14 protein-coding genes are annotated in these 17188 nt (G+C 46.0%); 4 read left to right on the top strand and 10 right to left on the bottom strand.

The features are described from left to right. Positions 1-270 precede the first annotated feature (270 nt). Positions 271-1614 carry a trigger factor gene (gene tig / locus PSBA01_RS06630; RefSeq protein ID WP_186473528.1) on the top strand — a complete coding sequence of 448 codons (1344 nt, stop codon included), beginning with the start codon at positions 271-273 and terminating at the stop codon, positions 1612-1614. 205 nt (positions 1615-1819) lie between these two features. On the opposite strand, the gene PSBA01_RS06625 is transcribed toward tig, so the two are convergent. The 7 genes from PSBA01_RS06625 to PSBA01_RS06595 all read right to left on the bottom strand — a co-directional run bounded on the left by PSBA01_RS06625 (position 1820) and on the right by PSBA01_RS06595 (position 8594). Further along, entirely contained in the window at positions 1820-2572 is a 753-nt protein-coding gene (locus PSBA01_RS06625) for a HupE/UreJ family protein (RefSeq protein ID WP_186473527.1), read from the bottom strand. Positions 2573-2623: 51 nt separating this feature from the next. Continuing rightward, entirely contained in the window at positions 2624-3316 is a 693-nt protein-coding gene (gene ureG, locus PSBA01_RS06620) for an urease accessory protein UreG (RefSeq protein WP_186473526.1), read from the bottom strand. Positions 3317-3373: 57 nt separating this feature from the next. Beyond that, positions 3374-4168, bottom strand: coding sequence for an urease accessory protein UreF (locus PSBA01_RS06615; protein ID WP_186473525.1), 795 nt, complete (start codon positions 4166-4168; stop codon positions 3374-3376). Then, the gene (gene ureE / locus PSBA01_RS06610) at positions 4158-4790 is read right to left on the bottom strand and encodes an urease accessory protein UreE (protein ID WP_186473524.1); all 633 of its coding nucleotides are present in this window, start codon (positions 4788-4790) and stop codon (positions 4158-4160) included. Before ureE ends, PSBA01_RS06615 begins: the two co-directional genes overlap by 11 nt. A 180-nt stretch (positions 4791-4970) precedes the next feature. After that, positions 4971-7145 carry an urease subunit alpha gene (gene ureC, locus PSBA01_RS06605; protein ID WP_186473523.1) on the bottom strand — a complete coding sequence of 725 codons (2175 nt, stop codon included), beginning with the start codon at positions 7143-7145 and terminating at the stop codon, positions 4971-4973. A 44-nt stretch (positions 7146-7189) separates the two neighbouring features. Then, positions 7190-7492: an urease subunit gamma gene (ureA, locus tag PSBA01_RS06600; RefSeq protein ID WP_057761815.1), complete on the bottom strand. Its 303-nt coding sequence runs from the start codon at positions 7490-7492 to the stop codon at positions 7190-7192. 79 nt (positions 7493-7571) lie between these two features. After that, positions 7572-8594 (bottom strand): urease accessory protein UreD, encoded by a 1023-nt coding sequence (locus PSBA01_RS06595; protein ID WP_093070425.1) that lies wholly within the window; start codon positions 8592-8594, stop codon positions 7572-7574. 803 nt (positions 8595-9397) lie between these two features. Here PSBA01_RS06595 and clpP point away from each other — a divergent pair. The 3 genes from clpP (at position 9398) to PSBA01_RS06580 (ending at position 12771) form a co-directional block, all read left to right on the top strand. Next, the gene (gene clpP / locus PSBA01_RS06590) at positions 9398-10024 is read left to right on the top strand and encodes an ATP-dependent Clp endopeptidase proteolytic subunit ClpP (RefSeq protein ID WP_212564481.1); all 627 of its coding nucleotides are present in this window, start codon (positions 9398-9400) and stop codon (positions 10022-10024) included. A 186-nt stretch (positions 10025-10210) separates the two neighbouring features. After that, entirely contained in the window at positions 10211-11485 is a 1275-nt protein-coding gene (clpX, locus tag PSBA01_RS06585) for an ATP-dependent protease ATP-binding subunit ClpX (protein WP_186473522.1), read from the top strand. A 392-nt stretch (positions 11486-11877) separates the two neighbouring features. After that, entirely contained in the window at positions 11878-12771 is an 894-nt protein-coding gene (locus PSBA01_RS06580; RefSeq protein WP_267448896.1) for an SDR family NAD(P)-dependent oxidoreductase, read from the top strand. A gap of 93 nt (positions 12772-12864) precedes the next feature. Here the strand turns inward: PSBA01_RS06580 and PSBA01_RS06575 are convergent, their stop codons facing one another. The 3 genes from PSBA01_RS06575 to argS all read right to left on the bottom strand — a co-directional run bounded on the left by PSBA01_RS06575 (position 12865) and on the right by argS (position 16837). Beyond that, entirely contained in the window at positions 12865-13959 is a 1095-nt protein-coding gene (locus PSBA01_RS06575; RefSeq protein ID WP_186473521.1) for a PTS transporter subunit IIC, read from the bottom strand. A 148-nt stretch (positions 13960-14107) separates the two neighbouring features. After that, positions 14108-14920 (bottom strand): SPOR domain-containing protein, encoded by an 813-nt coding sequence (locus PSBA01_RS06570; protein ID WP_071002877.1) that lies wholly within the window; start codon positions 14918-14920, stop codon positions 14108-14110. A gap of 87 nt (positions 14921-15007) precedes the next feature. Continuing rightward, positions 15008-16837: an arginine--tRNA ligase gene (argS, locus tag PSBA01_RS06565; protein WP_186473520.1), complete on the bottom strand. Its 1830-nt coding sequence runs from the start codon at positions 16835-16837 to the stop codon at positions 15008-15010. Between the last annotated feature and the right edge of the window lie 351 nt (positions 16838-17188).

The following is a 17188-nucleotide window of genomic DNA, read 5'->3' as shown; positions in this document are numbered from 1 at the left end:
TCACCAAAAAGCGTTATTATGCGGTGCATTAACGGTTTATAACTGATATTTGGTAACCCTGACAACTTCGACAGTGTCACCCTTTAGTATCAGCGGCGATTGCTACTGGTGCTGATTTTGAAGTGGCGGGCTTATCATTATCCCCTATTTATTCCAGCGGCAACCGTCGTACACGCCCGTAATTTGAGGCACGGTTTGTCTATTACCATTTAACCCTAAGTACTATCTCATTAATCAAACGTACTACTTAATCCTAAAGGTGTAATGAACATGGCTACAGATTTGCAAGTCACAACCAACAAGCTATCTAATAAAGAGACTCAGCTGACGGTTAAAGTACCCGTTGAAAAAATTCAAAACAAAGTAGAAGGCCGCATCAGCCAAGTGGCGAAAACCGCTAAAATCGACGGTTTCCGTAAAGGCAAAGTGCCAATGTCGCACATCCGCTCACAGTACGGTGCGGGCATCCAGCAAGAAGTGATCAACGATGTGATCCGTGATACGGTCTTTGAAGCGATCAAATCTGAAGACATCCGCGCGGTTGGCATGCCAAACATCGACGACGTCAAACTTGAAGACGATTTCTTGGTATATCAAGCCACCGTTGAAATCTTCCCAGAAATCGACGTACAAGGTATCGATGAAATCGAAGTTGAGCGTCACACGGCAACCGTCAGCGACGAAGACGTCGACACCATGATCGAAAACCTGCAAAAGCAGCGTCAAGAGTACGTTGAGAAAAAAGGTAAAGCGACTAAAGATACTCAGGTCACTTTCGACTTTGAAGGTTCAATCGACGGCGAGAAGTTTGAAGGCGGTAGCGCTGAAGACTTCAAACTAGTCATCGGTAGCGGCCAGATGATTCCAGGCTTTGAAGACGGTATCAAAGGCATGAAAGCTGGCGAAGAAAAAATTATCGATGTGACTTTCCCAGAAGATTATCAAGCCGAAAACTTAGCAGGTAAAGAAGCTCAGTTCAAGATCAACGTAAAATTGGTTGAAAAACCTAAGTTACCTGAGATCGATGAAGAGTTCCTTGAGCTATTTGGCGTGACTGAAGGCGGCGTAGACAAACTAAAAGAAGATGTGCGCAAAAATATGGAACGCGAAATCAAGAACGCCGCGCGTAGCCAAGTGAAGCAAGCGACTTTTGATGCATTGCTAGAAAAGAACGAGTTTGACGTACCAAGCGCCATGCTAGAGCAAGAAATCGAGCGTCAACGCAATATGATGATGCAACGTTTTTCTCAGCAGTTTGGTGCGAGCGCTGATAGCTTTGATAAAGACATGCTGCCAAATGAGCTGTTTGAAGAGCAAGCGCTACGTGCAGCCCGTCTTGGTATCATCGTTGCCCGTGTTATCGACACCGAAGGTCTAGAAGTGGATCAAGAGCGTGTTGAAACCTTCATCAAAGAAGCGGCTGAAAACTACGAAGATCCAGCGGAAGTGATCGAGTACTACACCAATGACAAGCAGCAACGCGCTAACATTGAGTCTGTGGTACTAGAAGACCAAGTAGTAGATTACTTGATCAGCCAAGGCAAAGTGACTGACAAAGAAGTCAGCTACCAAGATTTGCTAGCGGCTCAGCAGCAACAGCAGCAAGGTATGTAATCTAGACTGAGCGCTGTATGCTGTTAAACCATAACACCACACAGCACGCTTGTTCTACATATCAAAAAATACGGCCCCGATTGATGATCGGGGCCGTATTTTTTTGTGCACGCTCAATGGCTTTTTTGATTAACCAATCGCTAGCATGGTCGTTACGCAAGACGTATCAGCTAAGACTACGCTCAAAGTCTTGCAATAATACACCCTATACTAGAGCAGGTACAAACACTGCACCCAGTCCAAGTACGACCAGACCACGCTGTAACCATAAGTTATCACCTAGGCGCTGCTGTAGCTGCTGGCTGACCAACGTACCAACTGCATATAGCGCCAGCATCGTCACTAGCATCCCTGCATAAAAACCCAACTGACCACTTACGCCAGCATTCGCTGGTACTTCAAGGGCATGTGCCAATCCGTGAAAGACCGCCAAACCACCAAAACCAAACAACGATAGTTGCTGGATGCTTGGCGTATGCGCTGGCTGCGTACGCGCTGAAAAAGCTTCTTGTCGACTCTTATCACTCATCAAAATCAGAGCCAATACGACCACTGATAGCGATATGGCAATCTCAATCCATCCAGATGATGCCACAAATCCAACACCGCCAACCAACACCCCAATAGTGCCCAAAACGGCCCCTAGTGATAATCCAGTTGTCAGTGACATCATACCTAGGCGCTGCTTTTGTAGTCCATAAAACAACATGCCCATACCGACTGCCAAAAACAGATGATCAAGACCAGTCACTGGATGCATCAGTCCCGCTTGCAATGTGCCCAAAAACGAGGGCGCTTGTATAGTAGCCGAGTGAAGATGACCCGAATGTGCCTGCGCCAACGACGGTACCATCGTAAAGGTTGCAAGCGTCATTGAAGCCGCTGCTATTTTTCGAGAAGATAAAGCCTGTGAAAAATGGGATTTATGACTGTGATGCTCTTTTGTATGTTGTGTCATGGGGTTGACTCCTTATGATGAATATTTTAATGATTGATGAGGGGCTATTGGTTAAGCGAGCATCATACCGTGCTCTTTGATAAAGGCAATAATTTCATCCAGACCATCACCGGTTTTCATATTGCTAAAGACAAAAGGCTTATCGCCACGCATTTTTTTGGCATCGCGCTCCATCACCTCAAGCGATGCGCCAACCATTGGGGCAAGATCCGTTTTATTGATGATTAATAAATCTGACTTGGTGATACCAGGGCCTCCTTTACGAGGTATCTTATCACCCGCTGAGACGTCAATGACATATAAGGTCAAATCAGACAGCTCTGGGCTAAAGGTCGCGGCAAGATTGTCACCACCCGACTCAATGATAATCAATTCTAGGCCCTCAAAGGTTTCTTGCAACTCGGCAATGGTCGTCAGGTTGATCGACGCATCTTCACGAATCGCAGTATGCGGACAGCCGCCCGTTTCTACGCCGCGAATACGTTCAGCGGGCATCGCATTATTGCGTGTCAAAAACTGCGAATCTTCTTTGGTATAAATATCATTGGTGACAACTGCCATATTGATCGTATCACGCAAGTTTTGACACAATTTTAGGGTCAAAGCGGTCTTACCACTACCGACTGGCCCGCCGATGCCGAGGCGTAAGCAGGATAAAGAAGCAGGCGGATTTGACTGGTCATTATCAATATGTGAGTCAGGTGTAGATTGGGTGCTTTTTGGTTTGATCGGGGTTAGAGACATGGTAAGCTCCTTAAATGTTTCATATAGGAATAGTGATAAATAGAGATAAAGGTACAGTTATGAGCGGAACAACCGGCTGTATTGCTCCTCATGCATACTTGAGAGAATCGCCAAATTGGGCAAGCTATTAGAAATATTGAGCCTGTCATAGAGGTCTTCGCACAGCTTTTGACAACCCTGATGTTCACTCATATTGAGCGTGTCGGTCGCTTTTGATGACGTGATTACATCCTCAAAGGCTTGCTGTATGCTATCGCTCAGCGCTCCAACTTCAGAGCCAAGATCACTTTGCAGCTGCCACAAGATACGCTGACCCGCCATTTGCCCGAGTGGTACGGTCTTGACAGCAGCGAGCACCATATTTTCCAATTGAGCAAATCCATAGGTGGTCATCGACTGCATGAGTGGCAGCTGCCAATGCTGGGCAATGTGAGCAAAAAGTGGTAAATAACCATCATCAGGTATCTCAGCAGGTATACCAAGATTCAGTACCTCGTTGAGCCAAGATACCATTGCTTGTGCCAACTGCTGCGACTCTAGTATAAACTCTTTACTCTCAAGGCCTGCATGATAATCATGTGCCAGATTTGCCGCTAGCGCTTCATGACCTTGATCAAGCGCACACATGATCAGTGCCAATATAGGTAGCTCGTAGCCAATGATAGCCAGCGCAAGATAGTCTTGCATAAAGGTAAGCGTACTGACTTCATGAGAGATAATGCCTGACTCAATCGCTGACTCTACGCCTTGCGAGTAGGTATAGCTACCAATCGGCAAGTTACTAGAGGCCAGCATCAACATCTGCCCAAGTTGGACAGACTGAGTAGGCTGAGTACTGCCATCAACCCTCATTTGAATGACCTATAGACACATTATGTTGGCTGTGGCTGTCATCATGGTTATGATTGTGATTGTGATTGTGGTTGTTGTCATGGTCATCATCATGGTTATGCGCGTCATTATGCGAATGCGTATGAGCGTGAGAATGGCTATGCGAATGCCCGTGTCCTGTCTGATAAGCGCCTGTTTCAGGCTCAAACGGCACTGATGCAGACTCAGTATGCAGCCCAAGATTTTCTAGCATTTGTGCCAGTACATGATCGTTTTCAAAATACAGCGCGTACCCTGCTGCACTGTGCTCAAACATCAACGGCACATGGCGATTGCCCAAATGATACGCGCCTTTCATTAATAAAAAATCATCGGCTGCCATCACTTTGGTCACCGCTTGCGGCTTGGCAATAACTTGCATTAACTCCCCTGCGGCATTGGTGAGGACGTCATCTCCTTTTAAGACACCAGTACGCGGCAAATCGATACCGACCGCCTCCCCTGAAACTGTCACAGCTCGAAATCGCGAATGCTGACGAGTATCAAAGTCCAAAAGCAGATAGTCATCCGCTTGGCGCTGGGCAGTCAATTGCGCTTGTTGGATATCACTTAAGGTAGGGAGACGGGTATTAAATATTTTCATAAATATAATGCTCTGTTTACTGTGGCTCAAATGATTGAATAATAGTATTGATAATAAAAGTGCCCAAAATGGCTGTCAGCAATCAATGAGAAGATCACGCCAAAACCAGCTCTCTATAAGCCTGTGACACGCTTTTTAAGACAGCCTTTAGCCGTTTGTCTTTAAATCTTAAAATAAAAATCAGAATAAAAAATAACGCTGTGCCATGGGCAGTACCTCAGCAGGCTCACAGGTAAGCGTTTTGCCATCGGCACGTACTTCGTAGGTCTCAGGATTGATGTCCATATCTGGGCAGTAGCTGTTGAGGCGCATATCGCTTTTGCGAATCTCACGTATCCCGTGGACAGGCTGAATCACTTTGGTCAGTCCAAGCTGCTTATCGACTTGTTTGTCTATCGCCGCTTGCGACATAAAAGTGATACTGGTTTGAGCGACTGACTTTGGATACGACGCAAACATAGGACGATAATGCACAGGCTGAGGGGTGGGAATAGAGGCGTTGATATCGCCCATCGGTACCGCAGCGATCAGGCCGCCTTTGATGATGCATTCAGGTTTTACCCCAAAAAACTTGGGCGACCACAGCACCATATCCGCCCATTTACCCACTTCAATGGAGCCGACCATATCGCTAATACCATGCGTAATCGCAGGATTTATCGTATATTTTGCGATATAGCGTTTGATGCGAAAGTTATCATTGTCCGCGCTTTGATCGTAGTCGGTCAGAGTAATATGCTGCGCTTGATGCTCTGTTTGTGCTGTCGCATCTGGAGCCAGATGACCACGCTGAACTTTCATTTTGTGCGCCGTCTGCCATGTGCGAATGACCACTTCACCCACGCGCCCCATCGCTTGTGAGTCACTACTCATCATCGAGATAGCACCCAAATCGTGCAAGATGTCTTCAGCCGCGATGGTTTCTTGACGAATGCGGCTTTCGGCAAATGCTACGTCCTCAGCGATAGCAGGGCTTAAATGATGACAAACCATGAGCATATCGAGGTGCTCGTCAATAGTATTGACGGTATAAGGCCTAGTAGGATTGGTGGAAGATGGCAGCACATGCGACTCGCCAATGGCCTTTAGAATATCAGGCGCATGGCCACCGCCTGCGCCTTCGGTATGAAAGGTATGGATACAGCGGTTTTTAAATGCGCCTAGTGTACTCTCAAGATAGCCACTTTCATTTAACGTGTCAGTATGAATCGCAACTTGCACATCATAATCGTCAGCAACGCTCAGACAATTATCAATAGCTTGCGGCGTCGTACCCCAATCTTCATGTAGCTTTAACCCCACGGCACCCGCTTCGATTTGTTCAGCAATTGGAGTGGGCACACTCACATTGCCTTTACCCAATAGCCCAATATTCATAGGGATACTATCGGTAGATTGTAGCATTGAGGCAATATGATATGCCCCCGGCGTACAAGTAGTCGCGAGCGTACCTTGGGCAGGGCCTGTGCCACCGCCTAGCATCGTGGTCACCCCCGACATCAGCGCCGTCTCACACTGCTGAGGCGCGATAAAGTGAATATGACTATCGACGCCGCCTGCGGTGAGGATTTTGCCTTCACCAGCGATGATTTCGGTCGCGCCGCCAATCGGAATATCGATGGCAGGCTGGATATCAGGATTGCCCGCTTTACCAATCGCGCTGATACGGCCATTTTTGATACCGATATCGGCTTTGTAGATACCCGTATAATCTACAACCAGCGCATTGGTAATCACGGTATCTGCAACCTCAGCCCCCAGCAGTTGCCCTTGACCCATACCATCACGGATGACTTTGCCGCCGCCAAATTTGACTTCTTCACCCTTAATCTCGGTAGTATGGCTAGTACCTTCATCACTTTGTGACGTATTCGCTTGGTCAACAGCAGTATCTTTATGGCTGGTCAAATCCGCCTCAACTTGTAGCCAAAGCTCAGTGTCGGCAAGACGCACTTTATCCCCTGTGGTAGGACCAAAATGCTCTGCATAAATCTGCCGACTCACCCGCTTTTGCGAAGTTTCCAGTTGCTTTTCATCGGTTTTATCTGGTTGAACCGCGCCCATGACACGACCTGCAAAGCCATATACTTCCTGCTTGCCCGCATAAGCCACCAATTCTACCTCTCGCGACTGCCCCGGCTCAAAACGAACTGCCGTGCCGGAGATGATATTTAGGCGATACCCACGGGTCTGCTCTCTATCAAAGCTCAGCGCATCATTGACTTCATAAAAGTGATAGTGCGAGCCGATTTGGATCGGTCTATCGCCAGTATTACTCACACTGATGGTCTGTACTTGTCGTCCTTGGTTTAGGATAATGTCACCATCTTGGATGTTATATTCGCCTGCTTGCATGGGAGCCGCCTTATTTTTGAGTGATCATTTAGTGATAGACAGAACTATACGATGGGATTGTGTACCGTGACCAATTTGGTACCATCAGGGAAGGTCGCCTCAATTTGCACCTCGTCAACCATCTCAGCCACCCCTTCCATGACATCATCGGCAGACAGGTAAGTAGCCCCTTCACTCATTAATTCAGCCACTCTTTTGCCATCTCTAGCCCCTTCCATCAGCAGCATACTGATATAAGCGATGGCTTCGGGGTAATTGAGCTTAACACCGCGGTTTTTGCGGCGCTCAGCCACCATGCCAGCGGTAAATAGCATGAGCTTGTCTTTTTCTGTTGGCGTCAGATGCATGGCAAATCCTTATTTTATTTATTATAAAAGTTATAGCAGATTATCAGGTCGTGTGGCTTAGCTATGAAAAACCGTAGACTTAGGTGTCCCAAATACGCGGACGGCAAGGCTCAAGCTGCCACCAATGATGTCGCAAGCCTTCTCTGATTTGATAAAAAGCTTCAAAACAGCCGCGCACATCTGAACCGATATACCGAATATTAATGGCTTGACCGTTATGAGTACAATAAACCGGTAATCTAGCCTCAGCAATCATATGGCGTAATGCAACGATGGTATTGTCTAAATAGCGAGCTAGGGCCTGCTTCATCGTTGCTAAGGCTGTCTCGTCTGATTGTGCGGCAGAGGCAGGCAGTGCAGCGTTGTCATGTACATCGCTCAAACTTGGCACTGCCCAAAATGACCCATAAATATGCTGATCTGCTAGTCCTAGACTCGATGTAAACCAGCGACTTTGGGCAGCCTGTTTGACACGTTCAGCAACGATAACCTTACCTTCTCGGTAGATATTTAATCCAGTATGATAACGCCCTTGCAAGAACTGCTCATCATATGCTTGCCGCCCAAATACGCTAATCTCCCAAGTCAGCAAGCTAGATGAGTCAGCTAAATCAAAACGGCTCACTGCATGCATATTGGCTTCGTTATAAATAATACTCTCTTGTGGTAGCCATTCTAAGCGAACATGTGCGGCGAGTTTGGCTTGCAGATGTTGGCTTGCATAGGCAGCTATCTTGTCTTGGCTCATACTTTGGTGCGTGTCGTTGTCGTCCGACCGAGCTTTATGTTTTTGGCTGACACCGTCATTACCATACCACTTGCCAGCCCCTGGTGTAGTGATAACAGCATGGCTGCCATTGTCTAAATGCAACTCTATCGTCAGCGTATCACCGCCTGCGATACCTGCTGGCGGATATAACATCAATATATGACAAATGCCTTGCTGCCCACGTGGCTCAGGATATAGGGCACGCTGTACCATAAGCGCGCCCGTGTGCTCACGATGAGATAGCCGCGTCTTAGCGGTAGCAGCCGCAATTTTGGCAATATCTGTGCGCTTAACAGTGTCAAAACTCAATGTTAAAGAAGAAGCCCAACTCATTTTATATACTCATTTGCTCATTTTACTCATTAAATACAATCTAGTAATCTGGTTCCTGACCAAAAAGTCAGTTAATTTCACTGTCTATACAAGCATTATGCCAACTCATATGCAAACACTCTTACATACACTCCACCATCACACCCAACATAATGATTTTACTTTGGTTTTGACTGTATATTTTTTCTTACTAACATGACAAAGCTGGTTTAGCTATTTTTTAATCAGCCTTTTACCGCTGATAACTATTAGATAAATAACGGTTTGCACCAAATTGTGGCGTTTTTCGTTAATATGCACCATTTTTTAGCATTCAAACTTGGACTATTAACACACTATGTCAGGCCGCACTTTCTACTTATAAGAATAACTATGAGTAAATGCGCTTAAGGATTCTTTTGACAACCCACATTTGCACAATTGAATAGTAAGATAGGTAGATTGCAAGGCAGTTAATCAGGTATTCTATGTTAAAAGTATGGTGAGACACTGCTCTATGATATCCATATCGGGGTAAGTTTCTGTGGGATACGCCTGATTTGCAGATAGAATCTGCCTTTTTTGGATATTCTTTCAACTTATATATAAAAATATAGCGGACTCACTTTTTCACCTATTTTATGTACAAACGGGTTTTATAGGCTTGAATAGTGGGCGTAGTCCCCCTATAAACTACCCATTAGCACAAAACATACCAGACAATAAAACCATTTTAACTGTTTTTTATTTTATCCCTTTATCGATAGGACTTTTCTATGACAGATTATGAACGCATCACTGCTAACCCACATTTTGATATGCTAATGAGCGCTCACAAAGAAGTACAAACCACCCAAGCGGCGCTAGTACCAATGGTGGTTGAGCAGTCTTCACGCGGTGAACGCTCGTTTGATATTTTTTCACGCCTATTGCGTGAGCGTGTGATCTTTTTGACAGGCCAAGTCGAAGACCATATGGCCAATCTAATCGTCGCACAGCTGCTATTTCTAGAAGCTGAAAACCCTGACAAAGACATTCATTTGTATATCAATTCACCAGGTGGCTCAGTAAGTGCAGGCTTGGCAATCTTTGATACCATGAACTTTATCAAACCTGAAGTATCCACCATCTGTATGGGCGGTGCTTATAGCATGGGCTCATTCTTGTTGGCCGCGGGTCAAAAAGGCAAGCGCTACTCACTCGCCAATGCTCGCGTGATGATTCACCAGCCATCAGGCGGCGCGCAAGGCCAAGCGACTGATATCGAGATTAATGCTCGTGAAATCCTCAAAATCCGTGATCGCCTAAACCGCATTTTGGCTGAGCGCACCGGCCAGCCACTCGAAAAAATCGAAAAAGACGTCGAGCGCGATTTTTGGTTAGATGCTGAGGAAGCCAAAGAGTACGGTTTGGTTGATGAAGTATTAGAGCGCCGTCCTGAATCTTTGTAATCTCAAATAAGCGCTACGCCTCTCAAACGAGTGCGCCATCATAAGAATAGTTATAGTCTGTTTGTATGGTAAATCAATATGCCGCTCATACCTGATAGATCGTAAGCAGGTATGAGCGTTCAACCAATACAACCATCGATATGTCGCAAATAGACTAACCAGTTTTAAACTTTAGGAGCGCCTTTTATGGCAGAAGATAACACCCCGCATTGTTCGTTTTGTGGTAAAGCCAAAAGTGATGTACAGCAGCTGATTGCTGCTGATGACGCCAATATCTGCAATGAATGTATCGAGCTATGTACTGATCTAATCGCAGACAGTGCAGAACACAGCGATGACGACAGCGACGTAGATACCTCATGGGTCAACAAAAAGCTACCTACCCCAAAAGAGCTGCGTGCCAAGCTTGATGAGTATGTCATCGGTCAGGACGCTGCCAAAAAAGCGTTATCGGTCGCGGTATATAACCATTACAAACGTCTAAAAGTCAGCCAGACACTTGCCAATAACAGCAAAAAAGCCAAAATCGGTGCTGATGACGCGATGGTAGAATTGGCAAAAAGTAACATTTTGCTGATTGGCCCAACGGGTTCTGGTAAGACCTTGCTGGCGCAAACCTTGGCTCGTCTGCTTGATGTGCCATTTGCAATGGCCGATGCCACCACCTTGACCGAAGCAGGGTATGTCGGTGAAGATGTCGAAAACATCGTACAAAAACTACTGCAAGCTTCTGATTATGATGTCAGCAAAGCCGAACAAGGTATCATCTATATCGATGAGATCGACAAAATCAGTAAAAAAGGTGAGAACCTATCGATCACTCGTGATGTCTCAGGCGAAGGCGTTCAGCAAGCACTGCTCAAGCTCATCGAAGGCACAGTTGCTGCTATTCCGCCGCATGGTGGTCGCAAGCATCCACAGCAAGAGCTGATCCAAGTCGATACCAGTAATATCTTGATTATCGTAGGTGGTGCTTTTGCTGGTCTCGATAAAGTCATCCAGCAGCGCACTGAAAAAGGCGGTATCGGTTTCAATGCTGATGTCAGCTCAAAAGACGATAGCCGCCGCAGCTCAGACTTACTACAGCTTGTCGAGCCAGAGGATTTGATTAAGTTTGGCCTGATCCCAGAGCTGATTGGCCGTTTGCCGGTATTAGCCGCATTAGAAGAGCTCGACGAAAATGCGCTCATCCAGATATTGACCGAGCCTAAGAACGCTTTGGTGAAGCAATACGAGTATCTCTTCGATATGGAAGGCGCTAAGATCACCTTTACCGAAAAGGCGCTTGATGCCATTGCCAAAAAAGCCATGGAGCGCAAAACAGGGGCGCGTGGGCTACGTTCTATCGTCGAAAACGCCTTGCTAGAAACTATGTATGAGCTACCATCGATGGAAAATGCTAAGTCAGTCACTGTCGATGATACCGTCATCAACGAAGGCAAAATCCCTAAAATTGCCTAGCTCTTTATTGTTGGCAGTTATAGGCTTATTAAATAATACAAAGGTGTCTAGCATTATGTATGCTAGGCACCTTTTTTTATGCTAAAAGATGACAGCTGCGTATACTGATGGGTTTCAATTGCAAGCCTAAGTCGTGATAAGCTCATATCATGTTCGTTTGTATTTAACGTGTTATTTTATCTATTTAACGCTCGTACTTAATACCTCATTACTTTTATTATTACTCTCATCATTACAAAGGATTGTTACTCATGTTGAACTCTATGACCGCGGCCCTACGCCAGCATTTGCCTGACTCCTTACAACCTCATGCCTCCAATAGCACGCAAAGCGAAGATATCAGCGACTTTTATAGAGGTCACGTCGCCGCGATTACTGGTGCAGGCTCGGGTATGGGCCGCGCGCTTGCTATCCATTTGGCCAAAATGGGCTGTGAGGTGGCGCTCTCAGATATCGGTGCAGAGCCGCTCGCTGAAACGCAAAAACTGCTCGAAGGTTATGATGTTAAAAGCACTATTAGTGTCCTTGATGTTGCGGACAAAGATGCCGTTTATAACTGGGCGGATAGCGTAGTCGCCGACCACGGCAAAGTGAACTTTGTGTTCAATAATGCCGGCGTGGCGCTCTACTCGACGGTCGAAGGTAGTAGTTTAGAGGAGCTAGAATGGGTGATGGATATCAACTTTTGGGGCGTGGTATATGGCACCAAGGCCTTTTTGCCACTGATCAAAAACAGTGTCAAACAAAGCGAGGTGACGAGTGATAATCAAAACGATCAACCCCGCCAGTTTAAAGAACATGGTCATGTGATCAATATCTCCAGCTTGTTTGGTTTGACCGCTCAGCCTTCATATTCTGCTTATAATGCCAGTAAGTTTGCGGTACGCGGCTTTACAGAAAGCCTGCGTCAAGAGCTTAACATTCAGAATTGCGGTGTATCAGCGACCTGTATCCATCCAGGCGGTATCAAAACCAATATTGCCAATAGCGCACGTGGCAATGATAGTACCAGTACGGTCGGTATGCCTACTGGTGATAAAGCCATTAAAAGCTTTAATAAACTGTTGAAATTTGATGCCAGCGAAGCAGCTTGGATTATTTTACATGCCGCTGCGACCAATCAGCAGCGCTGCTTAATTGGGAATGATGCCAAAATGGTTGATGCCATTCAGCGGGTATTCCCATCACATTATAGTGAAGTTATAAACGACATCACTCAGTTATCGCGTAAACTAAAACCAAGACGCAATAACAAGCGTAGTGATAAAACAAGTACCGCACCATAACTAACTGACGCTCCTTAAATAAAAAAGCCCTACTGTTTTTGAACAGCAGGGCTTTTTTGTTGTATGGTCACGAATACAAATTTTTAACCGTTTTTAGGGCAGCTTCATATCACCAGCGACTAGCCAGCCCATACGGCGCATGATGTAAGCGACCAAACCTGCAATCACTGCAGGCAATACAAACATCAGAAGGACAATCGCTGTCCATAATTGGGTCGTACTCATGATTTCTTGTGATGCTTCAATAACGCCGAACACACCAACCAGACCAGCGGTACCCATGCCCGCCCCTGTCGCCGTACAAGCCAAGCCAAATCCGACAGTCGCGATAGGGCCAACGATCGCGCTCGCAATAACGGCAGGCAACAAAACGATAGGTTTTTTTAGCACATTAGGGATTTGCAGCATGCTGGTTCCCAATCCTTGAGATATCACGCCACTGAATCCATTATCCTTAAAACTGGCCACGGCAAAACCAATCATATGCGCGGCACAGCCAACAACTGCGGCACCGCCCGCCAAACCCCCAAGGCCAATCGCAATACAAATGGCAGCGCTCGATGTCGGTAGCGTCAATAAGATACCAACGACGACTGCAATCACGATACCCATCAGCAATGGCTGTAGCTCAGTTGCCGCGTGAATCCCTTGCCCAATCGCATTAACTGCCGCAACAACAGGCGGATTGAGCAGCGCACAGACCAATAGCGCGATACCACACACTGCTAAGGGCACTAATAAAATATCGAGCTTGGTCTTGCCTGCGATCCACGTACCAGCGCGATAAGCGAATACAGACGTCAGATAAGCGCCGATTGGGTTGCCTGGCAGTGCTACAAAGGTCGCAGGGCCACCCTCTTGTGGTATGAATAGCGTTCCTGCCATTAGTGCTTCAGAATGCGCACCCAACATACCTGCTACAAGGCAGCTAAGCATCACGAGTGTTGGCGCTTTTAAATAATAAGCGATACCTACCCCAATGCCCGCCCCCATCAATATTGACGCAAGCTTACCCACGGCGATTAATGCGGGCAAATTCAACCAGCCACCGATTTGCGAGATAATCAAGCCAGCAATTAGTGTGACAAATAGCCCTAACGCCATGCCCGTAAAGGCATCGATAAAGTACTTTTGAAAGAATGCTTTGATAACGCCTGCTTGCGGTACTGCTGAGGGAGATGCTGTCATAACCATACTCTTTATGAATATTTTGATTAAGGAGAAAAGATAATAGAGTGCTTAATAAATTAAAGAGATAAAAAAAGCGTCATGACGACGCTTTTTTATGATCACAAATACTTCTTATATATACCGATTATTACATATAGCGCTTGGACTAACGACGCTGTTCAACGATAATAGAGTCAATACCGTTATTTTGTAGGCGCTGCTGTGCTGTTGTCACTGCCTGACGGTTACTTAACGGACGTGAGATTACCTGATAGATAGGTAAGCCATTGCCTGTCGTATTTTTGACTACTCTGGCATCCACGCCTGCCATCAATACTTGGGCGCGGCGACGATCTGCTTCATCTGCATCACTAAAGCTATTGATCTGCAAAATATAGGTCGCAGCAGGTTTGGCCGCTTGAATACTTGCCGTACCTGCTCCTGCATTGTTGTTACGGGTCGCAGAGTTGCTGGTGTTAGCAGGTGGCGTGCCATCATAAGTTGCGTCCTCTTCAACAACAACAATATCGTCGCCCGCAGCAGTATTACTACCGCCACTGGTCTCGCCTGCAGGACTTTCCACATTACCAAAGCTACCAGCATTATCTATACCATTAGCTGCCGTACTATCCGGCTGGGTCACGACGACATCCGGCTCAAACGCGCCAATATCTCCTATCTGATCGTTATCAATCTCAGCGATATCTTCATCAGGAATGGTTGCCATCTCTTGATTGGGCAAAATATCGTAGAATTCATAATCGCCATTATCGGTATCAGTATCTACGCGCGGCTGCACCTGCCTGTCAGGATCGTTCTCGGCGCTACCATCAGCGGGACTAAAGTTGAATAATGGTGAAAGGTAGATAAATACCCCGATCATAAGGGTCAATACCGCCCCAACAAACATCCACAATAAGCCCGATACGCTACTTGATTTGCGCTTTTCTGTTGCGCCTTTCGGTTTTTTGGCTAGCATGGATCTCGTTCTCCCTACTGAATTTAACGGTCATCATCGAATTAATGCTATTGGCTGTCTATACTCATGTCACATGTTAGAAAATGACTACATAGCAGAAGGTGCTGACAAACCAAGCAGACCAAGGCCGTTCGCCAAGACCTGTCTAACTGCTTTGGACAAGCGCAAACGTGCTTGCATCAATGCCATCTCATCTGAGCTTGGTGTTTCACCTGTCGTGAGACTGACAGGCAAAATGCGATTGGTGTCATACCAACCATGGAACAATGCAGCAAGCTCTTTTAAGTAGTTAGTCAAGACATGCGGCTCGTAGCCAGTCGCTGCACGTAATAGTGTCGCTGGATAACCTGCCAATAGCTTGATTAGCTCATCTTCATTGGGCGCATTAAGCAAATCTTGATGTGCCAAACCAACAGCATCATCTACTGGCAAATCGTAGGTTGCCAGTTTTTCTAATACACGGCAAACGCGCGCATGCGCATACTGAATATAATACACTTGATTGTCTTTACTTTGTGATTTGGCAAGCTCCAAATCAAAGTCAATGTGTACTTCAGGCTTACGCGCGACATAGTAAAAACGCGCCGCATCATTGCCGACTTCTGCACGTAAATCACGCAAAGTAACGAACTGACCTGAGCGTGAAGACATTTGTACTTTTTCACTGCCGCGCCACAATGCCACAAACTGTACCAATACAACATCAAGACGTTCAGCATCAATCCCCAGCGCGAGCAGCGCCGCTTTTACGCGTGGCACATAACCATGGTGGTCGGCGCCCCAAACGTTAATCACTTTGTCAAAACCGCGATCAAACTTGTTTTTATGATAAGCAATATCCGAGGCAAAATACGTCGACTGACCATTAGCACGGCGAACCACGCGGTCTTTTTCATCACCAAAATCGGTCGATTTGAACCAGATGTTGCCGTCTTTTTCGTACAAGTAACCTTTGTCATCGAGTATTTGTAGGACAGGCTCAATCTCGCTATCAATCGATCTTTCACTGAACCAGCACTCGTAGCTCACACCAAAGTCGTTTAAATCGTCTTTGATATCGGCCAAAATACTGCTCAATGCCGCATTCAAAAATAGCGCGTAGCTATCACCAAGCAAGGCTTTGCTACCCGCAATCAAACCATCAATATGCGCTTCTTTATCACCAGACACTAAGGTTTTCTCACCGTCAGCATTGATCTCAAACTTTGCGTCTTCTGGTACGTCTTTGGCAACTTGTGCAAACTCGTGTACGTAGCTGTCACCATGTTGCGTTTTTAATGTCTGTGCGATATCGCGAACGTAGTCGCCTTGATAGGCATTGACTGGGAAAGTGACCTTTTCGCCATGCAATTCTAAATAACGCAAATAGGTACTGGTCGCCAAAATATCCATCTGACGACCCGCATCATTGACATAATACTCGCGAGTGACGTCGTAACCGATGGCTTCTAGCAAGTTTGATACGCTCATACCAAACGCTGCACCGCGTCCGTGACCGACATGCAGGCTTGAGGTCGGATTGGCAGAGACAAACTCGACTTGTACCTTTTGACCATCAAACTGATTACTCAGACCAAAACGATCTTGCTGAGTAAAAATATCGTCCAATACCGCAAACTTAGCCTCTGAGTTTAAAAATACGTTGATAAACCCAGGACCGGCGATTTCTACTTGGCGAATGTCTTGATTCTCAGGGAGTGCATTGACGATTTTTTCGGCAAGTTGGCGTGGATTGGCCTTGGCCGCTTTGGCCGCCGTCAGTGCGATATTGCTGGCAAAATCACCGTGGCTTAAATCTTTCGTACGCGTGATTTGGCTGTTGTTCTGCCAGTCGCTTGGTAGCGTACCATCTGCTTGTAGGGTTTGAATGGCATCATTGAATAGGGATGCAAGCGTATCAATTTGGGCTTGTGACATAGGGATTTGAACTCAATTAAATAAACAACAAAAACGGTGCGAATGCGAGCAGTCGATAACTGCTTATTATAGTGCCGACCGACATTGCAGGGATAAAATAATGCAAAAAGATAAGTAATCTGTAAATATAACAATCTTTGCGCTTTATTGCACCATTTGCGCCAAAATTAGCCCTAAAATCTTACCGTTATGACAACTAATATTGATAATTGGGATTAATATAAATTTTGTTCGCTCGTTTGCTGATGCTTAGTAAAATAAATCTGGTATAAATAATATAAAATCAATGAGCGAATGACTTTGTCAATTGTAGCGTTCCTGTTGCCCGATACTGGGCAGTCGTTTATACCC

Origin of the sequence: Psychrobacter sp. KCTC 72983 (assembly GCF_014280455.1) — a bacterium.
GTDB classification, from domain to species: Bacteria; Pseudomonadota; Gammaproteobacteria; order Pseudomonadales; family Moraxellaceae; genus Psychrobacter; species Psychrobacter pacificensis.
Note: the sequence above shows the minus strand (reverse complement) of the source record. Positions and strands in the feature narration are given on the sequence as shown.